Origin of the sequence: Pandoraea thiooxydans (genome assembly GCF_001931675.1) — a bacterium.
Lineage (GTDB): Bacteria > Pseudomonadota > Gammaproteobacteria > Burkholderiales > Burkholderiaceae > Pandoraea > Pandoraea thiooxydans.
Map to the genome: position 1 here is coordinate 403754 of NZ_CP014839.1, position 14548 is coordinate 418301.

Here is a 14548-nt window from a genome sequence, read left to right on the forward strand (position 1 = left end):
CAACAACCGATGACCGAGGTATCCATTTTGACAAATCTCTCCCCACTCGCTGCCGAATCGACGAACTCGCCCGCGGCAACCTACGCCGACCTTCACCTATACATCGATGGTGAGTTCATTGGCGTACAACAGCGTCGTACTCTGTCCGTCGTCGATCCCGGCACCGGGCAAGCCATCGGCGAGCTGCCGTTTGCCGATGCCTCCGATATCGCGCGCGCGGTGGACGCAGCGCATCGCGCGTTTGGCGTCTGGAAGCGCGAATCACCGCTCGTTCGCTCCGACATTCTGAGAAAGGCGGCAGCGTTGATTCGTGAGCGCGCGCACGAGATCGGGTGCCATATCACCATGGATCAGGGCAAGCCGCTGCATGAGGCTGTTGCCGAAGTCATTTCCTCTGCGGAGCATCTCGAGTGGCATGCCGAGGAAGGCCGGCGCATTTACGGCCGGGTCATACCCGCCAGATCGCCGGATGTTCAGCAGACGGTGCTGCGCGAGCCGATCGGTGTATGCGCGGCTTTCTCGCCGTGGAATTTCCCCTTCAATCAGGCGCTGCGCAAGCTTGCCGCGGCGCTGGCCGCGGGGTGTACCGTGGTGCTCAAGGGGCCTGAGGAATCGCCCAGCGCGATCGTTGCGCTGGCACGCATATTCCACGACAGCGGGCTGCCGCCGGGGTGCCTGAATATCGTCTGGGGCGTCCCCAGCGAGGTCTCCGCGCAACTGATCGAATCCCCTTTGGTACGCAAGATCTCTTTTACCGGTTCGGTGCCGGTCGGCAAGCATCTGGCGGCGCTGGCGGGTGCGCAAATGAAGCGCATGACCATGGAGCTGGGTGGGCATGCGCCGGTCATCGTATGCAACGATGCGGACGTCGAGCGTGCCGCGACGATGCTTGCCTCCTATAAATTCCGCAACGCCGGGCAGGTCTGCGTTTCCCCGACGCGATTCTTCGTCCAGCGCGGTGTCTACGAACGTTTCATTGACCGATATCTCGACGAGGTCAAGAAGATCCGCGTCGGCTACGGACTTGAGCGCGGTGTCACGATGGGCCCGCTGGCGCATGGTCGACGGGTCGCGGAAATCGAAAACTTCGTTGTAGATGCCAAGGAGCACGGGGCGGAAATCGCGCTGGGGGGCGCGCGCATTTACCCGGCAGGGAATTACTTCGCGCCGACGGTCGTGCTCGCGCCATCGAACCAGACACGCCTGATGAACGAAGAGCCGTTCGGGCCGATCGTCGGGATCGTGCCGTTCGATGAACTCGATGCAGTGCTTGCCGAGGCCAACCGGCTGCCGTTTGGCCTGGCGTCATATGTCTTCACCACGTCGATTCACAATGCCCATCGCATCAGCCGCGAACTGGAGGCCGGCATGGTCAATATCAATCACTTCGGCATGGGCCCGGCGGAGATTCCGTTCGGTGGTGTCAAGGACAGCGGCTTCGGCAGCGAAGGCGGTACGGAAAGTTTCGATGGATATCTGGTGACCAAGTTTGTCACGCAACTGAACTGATCGATAAACATGAATATCAAGGATGCAGAGCTGCTCAAATCGCGGTGCTATATCAATGGTCGCTGGCTCGATGCCGACGATGGCTCCACCATTACGGTGACAAATCCCGCCGATGGCCGCGCACTCGGCACCGTGCCGAAAATGGGGGCGAAGGAGACACGGCGGGCCGTCGAGGCGGCTCACGGCGCCTTTGCAACATGGCGCGAACTGACGGCCGAGACGCGCGCAAAGTACTTGCGCCGCTGGTTCGACCTGATTCTCACCCACCAGGAAGATTTGGCTCTGATCATGACGCTCGAGCAGGGCAAGCCCCTGGCCGAAGCGCGAGGTGAGATTGCCTATGCGGCGTCATACATCGAATGGTTCGCGGAGGAAGGTCGGCGGCTGTATGGCGACGTTGTCCCCTCGCCATGGAGTGACAAACGCATTGTCGTGCTCAAGGAGCCGGTTGGCGTATGCGCGGCCATCACGCCGTGGAATTTCCCGGCGGCGATGATCACGCGAAAAGTCGCGCCCGCGCTGGCCGCGGGGTGCACGGTCGTGGTCAAGCCGGCGTCTCAGACACCGCTGTCTGCGCTGGCGTTGGCCGAACTCGCCCAGCGAGCCGGCATACCCGATGGCGTGATCAATGTCGTGACGGGCAACGCTTCGGCGGTTGGAGGCGAACTGAGCGCCAATCCGCTCGTGCACAAGCTTTCGTTTACCGGCTCGACGGAGGTTGGCCGCACGCTTGCCGCGCAATGCGCCCCTACGCTCAAGAAGCTGTCGATGGAGCTCGGCGGCAACGCACCGTTTATCGTCTTCGATGACGCGGATCTGGACGCCGCGGTCGAAGGCGCCATGGCGTCCAAGTACCGCAATTCCGGGCAAACCTGTGTTTGCGCCAACCGCTTTCTCGTACAGGACGCCGTCTACGACGAGTTTGCGGAAAAGCTCGCTGCCGCCGTGTCGCGACTGCGCGTCGGTAATGGCATAAATCCCGATGTTACGCAGGGCCCGCTGATTGACGCCGCGGCGCTCGCGAAAGTTGAAGAGTTGGTGGGCGATGCGCTTGCCAAAGGCGCGCGGCTTGTGACTGGCGGCCAACGGCACGCGCAGGGCGGAACGTTTTATGAGCCGACCGTGTTGCGTGACGTCGGTGCGGACATGAAGATTGCCCGCGAGGAAATTTTCGGGCCGGTGGCACCGTTGTTTCGATTCGCGACCGATGCCGAAGCCGTCTCCATCGCCAACGCGACGGAGTATGGGCTCGCCGCCTACTTCTTTGCCAACGACATCCGGCGAATCTGGCGTGTGGCGGAGAAAATCGAGTACGGCATGGTGGGGATCAATACAGGGTTGCTCAGTACCGCGGTGGCGCCATTTGGCGGCGTCAAGCAATCCGGCATGGGGCGTGAAGGCTCCAAGTACGGCATCGAGGACTACGTCCACACCAAATATCTGTGCCTGGGCGGGATTTGACCGCTTGGACGGATCAGAGACGACCGCTTCGGCGAGCGGTCGTCAGTCATCGGTGTCGGGTCGACCGCTCAGATCGCCTGGCCGATCCGGGTTGCCGCATCGACCAATAGCTTGCCGAGCACGGCTTGGTCGAAGAGCGCGAAATGTTCGTCGCGAAAGACCAGAGACAGGCTACTGTTGACTTCGCCATTGCTGGCCGCGCAAATGGGTGCCGCGATACCGACGAATCCGCGATCGAGTTCACCCCGGGAGATCCAGTAGCCGATGGTGGCGATTCGTTGGCAATGGCGCCAGAACGTCGGCCAGTCGTCGAACTCCCCCATCTCCGCGCGATGCCTGTCATGCAGCCGCTTGAGGCGCGCACGCGACATCGATGCCACGATGACCTTGGACGACGCGCCCTGGAACAACGGCATGACACGCCCTCGGCCGAATCCCAGCTGCAGGTTCTCCGCCCCAATTTCATGCAGCACATTGATGATTTGCTCGTCATATAGCGTCGAGATCAACGCGTCGCCCCCAGTCACCTGCGTCAGCTTTTCGGTGACAGTCTCCGCCGCCTTCAACATCGGGTCCGATTGCCGCATGTTGTAGTCGAGGTGGATGATCCGCGGCCCGAGGGTGTAAGCCCCGTTGTTGCTCACCAACAATCCGACCGAGGCCAACTCCTTCACATAACGGTAGCAGGTGGTTCGCGAGAATCCCATGTGCTCGGCGATTTCCTCGGCGGTCATGGATCTCTCGCTGGTCGAGAATATATCGAGAATCGAGAGCATTTTGGTGAGGCTGGACATAGCTTGATCCGTGACTCAAACGGGTTTGATAAAGGCTGAGGTCGGCTGGCGGTGGCGAGTTTTTCCTATTCTTTGCGCCAACCGGCAAGGTCACCGCCTGCTGCTACTCGACGCCGGCCGGCGCCTCCGACAGGGTTTCCCACTGACGTGCAAAAGCGATCGGATAAAAGCAAAAAATCCGAATGATGAGATTTTAATAAAAATTCGCCTCATAAGTACAGCAAATGGCAACTCGTTCAGTTTCTCCGCAACACGCCCAACCGGCTGTCGCCAGCGGCAACATTCTGAATGATCCCGGTGTCGACGGCCCAAAACGGACTCGGTGGATCGGCGAAATCCTTCGTTCTTATGAAATGCCAAATTAAAGGATTTTGGTTGCAATGTTAATCGGCTATCGGCGTGATAAATTATTTAAATCCCAAATTAAGGAATTATAGGGAATTCCCCTATGGGGAATTGCGATGCCTGCAACCTAAAATTTGTCATTGAATCAGCTCAGCGGCGACATCGTCACGTGCCGCGGGCTCGAATGCCTTCCTCCGTCGGTCCCTTGCCGTCATCGCGATGTCCATGACGAAGTAGCCGGTGGCCCTGTACGAATTTTTTCGATCATTCCCGTACGCAATGAGAAACACCTCTGACGGACTCAGCATCGCGCCTGGACGCGCTGCAACCCAAGGCCTGAATTCGCCGGCCGCGCTTGACAGAGCAGCCCTGCCGGATAGCGAGTACGACGTAGTCGTGGTAGGGGCGGGATTCGCCGGCCTCACGGCAGCCCGCGAATTGGGTTGCAGGGGCCTGCGCGTGGCAATTGTCGAGGCGCGTGACCGAATTGGCGGCCGGACTTTTGTTGCCGAACAGGATGGCCAGAAATATGAAATCGGCGGGACCTGGATCCACTGGGGCCAACCTTATGTGTGGAACGAAATCCATCGATACGGCCTCACCATCACCGAGTCATTGAGCGGTGCGGCCGACACAATGAGCATATTGAGCGCAGATGGCCTGGTGACCGATACGGCCGAGGCAATAGGGACGGATCTCGAGCAGATACTCACTGCGTACTGTGATATCGACGGGGCGCAGGGCCGGGTGGCGTTCGCGAACCCCCACGCAGCGTCGCCCGAGCTGCTGGCGAGCACGGATGCGCTTAGCCTGGCTGATCGCTTTGCGATGATTCCGGCGGCCGGGCGTCAGCGTGACCTGCTGCTGTCGTTCCTGACCATGAATGCCGCGACCGACCCAGCCAAGGGCGGCTTCCATGACCAGCTGCGCTGGTGGGCGCTCGGAGAATATTCGGCCGACTCGTTATTGAAACGATTGGGCCGCTACAAGATCGCCGAAGGAACATCCGCATTGGCGCTTGCGCTGCTCAAGGACGCGAACGCGGACCTGGCGCTTGGGCATCCGGTCTCGCAAATCAGCGTGGTCGACGGGGCGGTCCGAGTCCGAACCAAGGCAATGGAGATCCGTTGCAAGGCGGTCGTCGTCGCCGCGCCATTGAATGTACTCGGCGACATTGATTTCACATCCGGCGTGTCTCATGAGCGTCTGGCGGCGCAACGGGAGCGGCATGTCTGCGCCGGCACGAAATTCATCGCCCGGGTCGACCGCAGCGTCGGCGCGTGGGTGGGCTTTGCGCCATTCCCCAACCCATTGACGATGGTGGTGGCGGACCGCGAGGTCGGCGGCAAGTCCGTTCTGGTCGGCTTTGGTCCGGATGACAGTATCGATCTTGGTGATATCCGGTTGATCGAGAGTGAACTGAGGAAGTTTCTACCGGGGGTGGTTGTCGAGGAAGTGTTTGCACACGACTGGACAAACGATCCGTACGCCAAGGGCGGGTGGACGTGGTTCTCGCCGGGACAGACTTCCAGGGTACTGAACGAGCTGCAGACACCCGCGCCGCCGCTGTTCTTCGCCAACACCGACTGGGCAAGCGGGTGGCGAGGCTTTATCGACGGAGCCATCGAAGAGGGAATCCGTAGTGCGCGCGACCTCTTGTCGTATTTGCGCGCATCCCGCTGAGCTGCCCATTCCTGTGTCAGCACTGTCAACCAACTGTTGTGGAGAGTAAGAACCATGAATCTGAACGAAGCTATCGAGAAATTGCAGACGTTGTGCCGAGCCGGCGATGCGCGCGTTGTCTTCCAGGAGATGTTTGCCGAGGATGCCGCTGTCTCGGGAGAGGGAGCGCCCGGAATCACATCCGGCTCGGCATTGCTGCCGATATTGACGGAAATGCTGAAGACCACGCCGATGCTGTCGATTCGGGCTGTGAGTACCACCGAGCTCGGCGACGGCGCGGCCGCAACCTGGCTCGAGTGGACGTCGCCAAGGGCGGACCAGCCTGAGGAAACGATCGCATTTCGCTCGCTGACGGCCTGGCGCAAGCGCGGTGCGGCCTGGGTCATCGCGGCCGACATGTATGGGTTGGGGACCTTCGAGGCCGCGTGAGCGGATATCCATTCTTGACTGCATTGTAACGAGGAAGCCATGTCGGATTCACCCACGTCGCCAAGCGAACACACCGGCCTCAAGCGAGACACCATCGGGTGGTTCGGTATCTTCCTGATGGTGATCACGACGAATGGTCCGCTGACGTCCATGGGGGGTGGGGTTCCGGCAAGCATCTCGCTCGGCAACGGGATCGGATTGCCCGGCTCCTACGTCATCGTCTGTGTTGCATACCTGCTGTTTGCGGTCGGCTTTTGTGCGATGAGCCCCCATGTGAAGAACGGCGGAGCCTTCTACGCCTATATTACCAAGGGGCTTGGGACGATCCCCGGCGTGGGCGGAGCCTGCATCGCGGTGTTATCGTACGTCGCTGTGCTGCTGGCTTGCTACGCGATGCTCGGGCACTTTTTAAGCGTCGCATGCGCTCTGTTCGGCCTCGCCGTGCCGTGGTGGATCTGCGCTATCGTCGCGGCCGTCGCCGCGCATCTGTTGTGCGTGCGGGGTATCGAGTTCAGCGGGCGCCTGTTGCTCATTCTGATGCTCTCCGAGGTTGGCGTCATTCTCCTGGCCGACTTGCTGGAACTGCTGCGCGTGAGGCCCGCAGCTCAGGCGCTTTCGTTTCTGCCGTTTTCTCCCAGCATGGTATTCACGCAGGGCTTTGGCCCGTCGCTGATTTTCGTGGTTGCGTCTTTCATGGGTTTCGAGACGGCGGCCATCTATTCCCAGGAGGCTCGCGAGGCTCACCGCTCGGTACCGCGCGCGATGTACTTTTCCATCGTGTTCATCGGGGTCCTGTATGCGGGATCGATCTGGCTCATGCTGAATCACTTCGGGATTGCCGAGGCAGTGGGCGTGGCGTCGCGCGATCCAGGGGGGATGTGGCTGTCGATGTTTTCGGTCCTGGCCGGGCACACCGCTGCCAAGATCGGGTCCGTGCTGGTAATGACAAGTCTCTTCGCGGCCGTTCTGAGCTTTACGAATGTCGTGGCGAGATACTGGCATGCCCTGGCGGTCCGAGGGCTCGTATGGCGCGTGTTATCCCGCACCCATCCGCAGCGCCAATCACCGCACATCGCTTCGGCGGCCACCATGGGCATATCGGTGGTTTTGATACTGCTTTGCGCGAAGGCCGGACTGGACCCGATGCTTCAGGTGCTGCCATGGGCGAGTGTCCCGTCGGCCGTTGGCGTGCTCTCCTGCCAGGTGCTGGCTGCAGTCGCCGTGGTGGTGTTTTTCAGAAGAAATCGGACGGGCGTGTCACTCTGGCGCTCGCTGTTCGCGCCTGCCATCAGCGCGGCCGTCTTGCTGTTCTTCCTCTGGGAGATGATTATTCACGTCGAACTCCTGTCCGGCCTGTCCGCCGCGCTGAGTTACTCCCTTGCGCTGAGTGTCTTGCTGGCCGGCTTTCTCGCGTCGTGCTATGCCACAGACCTGCGCCGCCGGTCCCCGACGAGGTACGCGCAGCTGTCGGATCTTGTTCGCCTGCCGTAACTGCGGTTACGGCGGCAACCATGCACGGCGCTCAAAGGCGTGCATGCGCACGTTCCGCGCCACGCCTGTTTGGGTGCACCGGCCATTGACGCGGTCGGTTGTATCGAGCCCAGACCGTATCTTCATGGCCAGGCGTTCGCCGGCTTTCCATCGGTACTGAGTCGAGACCAAGAAATACAAAGGGCTGTTCCGACACTCCCCGGTGCGTCCGTGTCTGCGTCCGCTTGGCGGTGAGTGCCCGTGGCTTGGGGTTCCGGCCGGCAGCCGCTTTGTCGCGATCACCCGTACCGGACCGAATCATTGGCCGGCGCGGCGCCCCCCTGCGAGCTGGGTCGACATGACCGCTGGTGTGATTCTGCGCGATTACTAAAGTCCCAAATTTGCCGGCTATTATCTCAAAATATTCGGAATCTATAGGGTCAATAAATTATTTAAATCCCAAATTGCGGAATTATAGGGAATTTACCTATGGGATGGCCTACCGTCGGCAATCTAGAATTCGCCATCGGATCGAGCCCGCCGAGAGACGCTTCCCAATCTCCTGCGGGCTTGGGCATCCGCATCCATTGGTGTCTCGCAGCCATAGGGATGGGCAAGGCGGAAATGCTGTTGGGTTTGTGTGTTTTTGGAATGAGCGCCGTACGCAATGAGAAAAGTGTGTGACGGAACGTGCGGCGAACTGACAGGCGTGAGCAAAGTGCTAATTTGGGTTAAGCGATTCCGGGGTCATGACTCGATACTCTCACCACGGTTGGGACCTGCCGCAAATAGCCGGTTTGCGATAGTTGCCGCGATTTGCGCGGTCCCGCACCTTTGACCCACTGGAGACAACAATGAGTTATGAAAATTCGCGCTTCTGGCACCCGATGATGCACCCGGCTGCAATGAAGCAACGCAAGCCGCTGCGAATCGTACGTGGTGAAGGCTCTTACGTATTCGACGATGCCGGGAGCAAGTTCGTGGACGGTGTCGGCGGACTGTGGAATGTGAACGTTGGCCACAATCGCCCGGAGGTCAAGGCGGCGATCGTCAAGCAGCTCGATCAGCTGGAATATTTCCAGCTCTTCGATGGCGTGTCGAACCCGCGTGCGGAGGAGCTATCGGCTCGCCTGATCGACGTCCTGGCGCCGGAAGACATGCAACGGGTTGTGTTCAGCTCGAACGGCTCCGACGCGACGGAAACGGCGTTGAAGCTGGCGCGGCAGTATTGGAAAGTGATGGGGCAGAAGGATCGCACCAAATTCATCTCGCTCAAGGAAGGCTATCACGGCAGTCACTTCGGCAGCGCCGCGGTCAACGGCAACATGGTCTTTCGCCGCAACTACGAGCCCGTAATGCCCGGCTGCTCGCATGTGCAGAATCCGTGGGTCTACCGCAATCCCTTCACGCATGATCCTGAGCAGCTGGCGGTGCTGTGCGCGCAACTGCTCGAGCGCGAGATTGAGTTCCAGGGGCCGGACACCGTCGCCGCGTTTATCGCCGAGCCCGTGCAGGGCGCCGGCGGCGTTATCGTGCCGCCCGCGAGCTACTGGCCGATGGTGCGTCAGGTTTGCGACAAATACGGGGTCTTGCTGATCGCCGACGAGGTGGTCACCGGCTTCGGTCGCACCGGCAGCCTGTTCGGGGCGCGCGCCTGGGGCGTCAAGCCGGATTTCATGTGCTTTGCCAAGGGGTTGTCGTCGGGGTATGTGCCGCTGGGCGCAACCGTCTTCAATTCGCGGGTGGCTCAGGCATTCGAAGAGAACCAGGATTTCTCCGGGACCGTCATGCACGGCTACACATACGCCGGGCACCCGGTCGGATGCGCGGCTGCATTAGCCAGTCTCGATATCGTCCTGAATGAAGACCTGCCGGCCAATGCCGGCAAGCAAGGCGCTTATCTGCTCGAGGCGCTGCAGCCGTTCGTGGAACGTTACGAAGCCGTCGGCGAGGTGCGCGGCAAGGGGCTGATGGTGGCAATCGATCTGGTCAACGACAAGAAGACTCGCGAGTCGATCAGCCCGATGTCCGGTTATGCCTACAGCCTTGCGCAAGCGGTGCGGCAGCATGGCGCCATCGTGCGCCCGGTCGGGACCAAGATCATCATGTCGCCGCCCTTGGTGATTCAGCGTGACGAAATCGACACGATCGTTAATGCTTTGGATGCGGCATTCAAGGAAACGCCTTTTGTTCGGTGAGATTCGCGTCATGGCGGAAGGCGCCGGTGTGTCTTCATGCCGGACCGGATCGAGGCGTTGATGTAAGTTGCCGGCGCTCCGTGGTTGGCAGTCTGGTGCCCCGGAGCGCCGAGCGACGCAAAGCCCGATGCGTATGCGCCTGGTCGTATCGCATCGGTGAGGGATAAGAGCAAAGCGCCGGAAGTCGTCGGCGTGCGGGTCATCGCGAGGGATCGCCTCCTCGCGGCTTCTTTCAAGGTTTATTTATGATTCAGCATCTGAAACATTTTATCGAAGGCGCATTCGTCGAAGCATCCGATGGCGGGCGCATGAGCCTCATCAGCCCGGTCAACGAAGAAGAATTCGCAACCGCGGCGCGCGGTACCAGCGAAGACGTTGCGCGCGCCGTGGCCGCGGCCGAAGCGCAGCTCGACGGCGGCGAGTGGAGCAAACTCAGTGGCTCGCAACGAGGCGGCTTGCTCAATCGCCTGGCGGCGCTGGTGGAGCGGGATGCGGAGCTGCTTGCCGAGATGGATGCCAAATGCATCGGGCGATTGCCGATGGAACCCCGGATGATGGACGTCCCCAACGCCATCGGGACTTTCCGTGCCGCCGCAGGCTGGGCAAATCAGCTGGAAGGGCGAACGATTCCGACCGACGGCTATATGGGCACCAGAACGCTGTCCTATACAAAACGGGAGCCCGTCGGTGTGGTGGCGGCTATCGTCCCGTGGAATGCGCCGCTGATGATCACCGCATGGAAGTTGGCGGCGCTGCTCGCGGCCGGGTGCACCGTGGTAATCAAGCCGGCGGAGGAGACCCCGCTGTCGGCTGTGCATCTGGCCACGCTGTGCCAGGAAGCCGGCTTCCCCGATGGCGTGGTGAACGTCGTTACCGGATTGGGGCAAGTCGTCGGGCGTGCGCTTTGCGAGCATCCCAGCGTGAGCAAAGTGACCTTCACGGGCAGTCCGGAGACCGCTCGCGAGATTCAGCGTATCGCAGGCGCCAGCTTCAAGCGCGTGGCGCTCGAACTCGGGGGCAAAAGCCCGCAGATCGTGTTCGATGATGCCAACTTCGAACATGCCGTTCGCGGCTGTGCGCTGGGGCTCTTTGTGAACCAGGGGCAAGTGTGCGCCGCGGGATCGCGGATCCTGGTGCAACGAGGCGTTGCCAAGCGGTTTTCCGCCGCGCTCGCGCAGGCCGCGGCCTCGGTGAAGGTAGGCGACCCCAGCGCGCCGGGAGTGCAAATGGGACCGGTGGCCAAGAAGGCGCAGTTCGAACGGGTCAACCGCTATATCCAGTCGGGCATCGATCAGGGCGCCGAGTTGCTCGCCGGTGGCGTGTCGAATCCGGAAAAGGGATGGTTCGTCAATCCCACCATTTTCTCCGGCGCCAGCAACGACATGGCGATTGCCCGGGAGGAGATCTTTGGCCCGGTAGGAACAATCATCGAATTCGACTCGGAAGAAGATGCGATTGCGTTGGCCAACGACTCCGAGTACGGCCTGGCGGCCACCGTATGGACGGAAAATCTGTCGCGCGCACATAAGGTCGCGGCCGCGTTGAAGGTCGGCGCGGTCGGGGTGAATTGCTGGAGCCCGCTGGATCCGAATCTGCCCTGGGGCGGCATCAAGATGAGCGGCATAGGGCGCGAGGGCGGCTTCGCGGGTGCGCTTGCATACACCGAGGAGAAGGTCGTCACAGTGCTTTTGCCGTAACTGCGACTGATTTTCGTGCTCTCTTTCGTGCCAAGGAGCTACCGATGAAATGGAAAAATACGGCCGATGCCTACGGCGCCGTTGCGATGCTCTTTCACTGGGCCATTGCCACCGCAATTGTGGTGGCCTATGTGGTCGTCTACTACGTGATTTGGGTGGTGGACCCGCAGACGAGCATCAAGCCCGCGCTGTTCGGACTGGCTCCGGATCAGGCGCGCATCGTGCCGATCCTTAACATTCACTGGGTGCTCGGCATCCTCGTCGGCGTCGCATTTCTTCCGAGATTGCTGTGGCGGATGTTTTCCATCCAGCCCACTCCGATCTCGCATTCGCGGCTGGAAAGATTCCTGGCAATCGTCGCTCATGTATCCCTGTATGTCGTGATGATCGTCATGCCGCTCACCGGATATATGAATACCGACGACCCGACGCGGTTCGGCCTGTTCACCATTCCTTCCTTTCAGTACACGAGCTTTTTTTCGTGGATCTCGAGCACGTTCGGCCTCACGTGGCAGACGTTCAGCGATTTCATCTGGTCGATACACCGATTCCTCGGCAAGTGGGTGGTTTGGCCGCTCATCGCGGTTCACGCGAGTGCGGCAATTTATCACCACGCGATTCGGAAAGACGCCACGTTACGGCGCATGTTGCCCAGGCAACACGAAGCGACCGAATGAATCCCTCAGTTGGCATAACGGAAATTACGAGCCTATTCAAACCATTATGAAACATCCCGCATTAGCCGTGATTGAAGCGCGTACGTCAATCAATCGCTTCGATGCCGCCAGCGATATCGATGACGAGGTCATTCGCGATCTCGTTCATTACGCGACACAAGCGCCGAGCGCGTACAACCTGCAGAACTGGCGCTTCATTGCCGTGAAGTCGGCGGACAGAAAGCAGGTTCTGATGGATGCGGCATACGGTCAGCCCAAGGTTGGCGCAGCCGCGGTGACATTCATCGTGTGCGGAAAGCTGGACCCGCACGCCGGCGCGCTCAACGCGATGCGGCCGTTTCACGAGGCTGGCCACATCAGCAGCGAGGCCCTTCATGGCTGGGTCGAAGACGCCGCTCGCAGCTACCAGGACGACCCGGCGATGCAGCGCGACGAGGCGATTCGCTCGGCATCCCTCGCAGCGATGAGCCTGATGCTCGCGGCCCAGGCGATGGGGCTCGCCAGCGGGCCGATGATCGGGTTCGATCCGCAGGCCGTCACACGAAACTTCGATCTTGGCGCGCAGGAGATTCCCGTGATGCTCGTGGCGGTGGGCCGCGCCGCGACCGGCAACTGGCCTCGCAAACCCAGGCGCGACGTGGGCGAGGTCCTGTCGATCGTTTAGCTCACCCGGCATGTACTCGAAACACTGCCAATGGCACAGGCGCGAGTACGCGGACGGGGTGAGGCAATACCGCGGCTGGAGGGCGACAGCCGCGCACCGGGTGGGGTTGTGACGGTGTGAAATTCTGAGAAGCACGGACGTTTGAGACAGACCAATAACTGTGGATACCGATTAGATACAGCGACAGGAGGAAGTAATGAGACGAATTGCGAAGTTGAGTGCATTGGCGATTTGCAGCGCCGTGGCATTGACGGTGTGGGCCCAATCGCCAGGTGGCGTTACCGTCACGGGCGCCAAGGCTGGGCCCAGCAAGGATGGGCTTATTCCCGCATTCGCCGGGCAGGACAAACCCCTGCCAGGTTGGAGTTACGGCAAGTTCCGCGGCGACTACTGGAAATATAAGGACGAGAAGCCCCTGTTCTCGATCGACGCTTCAAACTACATGAAGTATGCCGACAAGCTATCGCCTGGCCAGATCGAACTGTTCAAGAAGATCAAGGGCTATCGCATGGACATTTATCCAACTCACCGCGACTGCGGCTATCCTGACTGGGTCGATGCCAACATCAAGAAGAATGCCACGTACGCCAAGCTGACGCCGGACGGGAACCACATCCAGCAGGCGATTCTCCCGGGCCTGCCTTTCCCGGCGGCGAAAACCGGACAGGAAGCCATCTGGAACTACCTGTCTCGTTACCGTGGGGTTGGCACGGAATGGCCAAAGACCTACACCATGGTGTCGCCACGGCCGGGCAGCAATACCTGGATTTCCGTGACCAGCAAGCAGACCATGTACTACCCGTGGGGTAAGAAGGGGGCCAACAAGCTGACCCCGGACGAGAATTTGTTCTCGATCTACTTCGCGTATGAGACGCCCGCGGCGTTCGCGGGCCAGGCGCTCGTACAGAACTACCACTTCGGGGACAGCAACGCCGAGAGTTTTTACTACTTCCCGGGGCAACGGCGCGTGCGACGCATGCCATCGTATAACTACGATGCGCCGCAGATCGGCTTCGAAAACCAATACACCATCGACGAAGCAAAGCTGTTCAACGGTGATATCGACCGCTTCAACTGGACGCTGGCCGGGGAGAAGGAAATGTACGTTCCGTACAATGACTTCGGCATGTTCAATTTCAAGAAGAGTGTCGGCGACGTTTTCAAGAACAATGACGTCGACCCTTCCGCGCGCCGTTACGAGCTCCATCGCGTCTACGTGCTGGTCGCGACCCTCAAGCCGAATATGCGGCATATCTCCCAGAAGAAAGTGCTGTATCTGGACGAGGACACCTACTTGGCGTTGGCCGGCGAAGACTATGACGCGCAAGGCAAGCTCTACAAGGTCAAGGAAGGGTATCCGATTCCTGTCTGGGAACTGGGCGGAACCTGCGAGCTCGAGCCGTTCGCGCAATACAACCTGACTTCCGGCCAATACGTCGATGACCAATCGGTCATCGGCGGCGGAAAGGATATTCGGTTCTTCGAAGAATCCAACGACCCGAGATTCAGGGGCGACTACTACACGGCGGAGAATTTGCGCTCCATCAGCGAACGCTAATCACCGCGAAATATAAGAGGGAGCACACCCGGCTCCTAGCCGGCCGGGTTTGCTCGACAAATT

General features: G+C 60.4%; 11 protein-coding genes. 10 read left to right on the forward strand and 1 reads right to left on the reverse strand.

Going from position 1 to position 14548, the window contains the following annotated elements:
• Positions 1 to 9 precede the first annotated feature (9 nt).
• On the forward strand, positions 10 to 1509 hold the full coding sequence (locus tag PATSB16_RS01895) for an NAD-dependent succinate-semialdehyde dehydrogenase (RefSeq protein ID WP_047212377.1): 1500 nt from the start codon (positions 10 to 12) through the stop codon (positions 1507 to 1509).
• A gap of 9 nt (positions 1510 to 1518) precedes the next feature.
• The gene (locus PATSB16_RS01900) at positions 1519 to 2970 is read left to right on the forward strand and encodes an NAD-dependent succinate-semialdehyde dehydrogenase (RefSeq protein ID WP_206093660.1); all 1452 of its coding nucleotides are present in this window, start codon (positions 1519 to 1521) and stop codon (positions 2968 to 2970) included.
• 68 nt (positions 2971 to 3038) lie between these two features.
• On the opposite strand, the gene PATSB16_RS01905 is transcribed toward PATSB16_RS01900, so the two are convergent.
• Complete coding sequence (locus tag PATSB16_RS01905; protein WP_047212379.1) at positions 3039 to 3764, reverse strand: IclR family transcriptional regulator; 726 nt, start codon at positions 3762 to 3764, stop codon at positions 3039 to 3041.
• A 624-nt stretch (positions 3765 to 4388) separates the two neighbouring features.
• Between PATSB16_RS01905 and PATSB16_RS01910 the strand changes: the two genes are divergently transcribed.
• From PATSB16_RS01910 to PATSB16_RS01945, 8 genes are all read left to right on the forward strand, one after another.
• On the forward strand, positions 4389 to 5792 hold the full coding sequence (locus PATSB16_RS01910) for a flavin monoamine oxidase family protein (RefSeq protein ID WP_047212380.1): 1404 nt from the start codon (positions 4389 to 4391) through the stop codon (positions 5790 to 5792).
• Between the two features lie 54 nt (positions 5793 to 5846).
• Positions 5847 to 6221 (forward strand): DUF4440 domain-containing protein, encoded by a 375-nt coding sequence (locus PATSB16_RS01915; RefSeq protein ID WP_047212381.1) that lies wholly within the window; start codon positions 5847 to 5849, stop codon positions 6219 to 6221.
• A 117-nt stretch (positions 6222 to 6338) separates the two neighbouring features.
• Positions 6339 to 7712: an APC family permease gene (locus tag PATSB16_RS01920; RefSeq protein WP_237170279.1), complete on the forward strand. Its 1374-nt coding sequence runs from the start codon at positions 6339 to 6341 to the stop codon at positions 7710 to 7712.
• Positions 7713 to 8545: 833 nt separating this feature from the next.
• Positions 8546 to 9889 carry an aspartate aminotransferase family protein gene (locus tag PATSB16_RS01925; protein WP_047212383.1) on the forward strand — a complete coding sequence of 448 codons (1344 nt, stop codon included), beginning with the start codon at positions 8546 to 8548 and terminating at the stop codon, positions 9887 to 9889.
• A gap of 245 nt (positions 9890 to 10134) precedes the next feature.
• The gene (locus PATSB16_RS01930) at positions 10135 to 11586 is read left to right on the forward strand and encodes an aldehyde dehydrogenase family protein (protein ID WP_047212384.1); all 1452 of its coding nucleotides are present in this window, start codon (positions 10135 to 10137) and stop codon (positions 11584 to 11586) included.
• 44 nt (positions 11587 to 11630) lie between these two features.
• The gene (locus PATSB16_RS01935) at positions 11631 to 12263 is read left to right on the forward strand and encodes a cytochrome b (protein ID WP_047212385.1); all 633 of its coding nucleotides are present in this window, start codon (positions 11631 to 11633) and stop codon (positions 12261 to 12263) included.
• 46 nt (positions 12264 to 12309) lie between these two features.
• Complete coding sequence (locus PATSB16_RS01940) at positions 12310 to 12927, forward strand: nitroreductase family protein (protein ID WP_047212386.1); 618 nt, start codon at positions 12310 to 12312, stop codon at positions 12925 to 12927.
• 196 nt (positions 12928 to 13123) lie between these two features.
• Positions 13124 to 14485: a DUF1329 domain-containing protein gene (locus tag PATSB16_RS01945; RefSeq protein ID WP_047212387.1), complete on the forward strand. Its 1362-nt coding sequence runs from the start codon at positions 13124 to 13126 to the stop codon at positions 14483 to 14485.
• Positions 14486 to 14548: the final 63 nt, after the last annotated feature.

Coding starts and splice junctions, on each gene's coding strand:
- PATSB16_RS01895 (WP_047212377.1), top strand. CDS start 10: ATGACCGAGGTATCCATTTTGACAAATCTCTCCCCACTCGCTGCCGAA.
- PATSB16_RS01900 (WP_206093660.1), top strand. CDS start 1,519: ATGAATATCAAGGATGCAGAGCTGCTCAAATCGCGGTGCTATATCAAT.
- PATSB16_RS01905 (WP_047212379.1), bottom strand. CDS start 3,764: ATGTCCAGCCTCACCAAAATGCTCTCGATTCTCGATATATTCTCGACC.
- PATSB16_RS01910 (WP_047212380.1), top strand. CDS start 4,389: ATGAGAAACACCTCTGACGGACTCAGCATCGCGCCTGGACGCGCTGCA.
- PATSB16_RS01915 (WP_047212381.1), top strand. CDS start 5,847: ATGAATCTGAACGAAGCTATCGAGAAATTGCAGACGTTGTGCCGAGCC.
- PATSB16_RS01920 (WP_237170279.1), top strand. CDS start 6,339: ATGGTGATCACGACGAATGGTCCGCTGACGTCCATGGGGGGTGGGGTT.
- PATSB16_RS01925 (WP_047212383.1), top strand. CDS start 8,546: ATGAGTTATGAAAATTCGCGCTTCTGGCACCCGATGATGCACCCGGCT.
- PATSB16_RS01930 (WP_047212384.1), top strand. CDS start 10,135: ATGATTCAGCATCTGAAACATTTTATCGAAGGCGCATTCGTCGAAGCA.
- PATSB16_RS01935 (WP_047212385.1), top strand. CDS start 11,631: ATGAAATGGAAAAATACGGCCGATGCCTACGGCGCCGTTGCGATGCTC.
- PATSB16_RS01940 (WP_047212386.1), top strand. CDS start 12,310: ATGAAACATCCCGCATTAGCCGTGATTGAAGCGCGTACGTCAATCAAT.
- PATSB16_RS01945 (WP_047212387.1), top strand. CDS start 13,124: ATGAGACGAATTGCGAAGTTGAGTGCATTGGCGATTTGCAGCGCCGTG.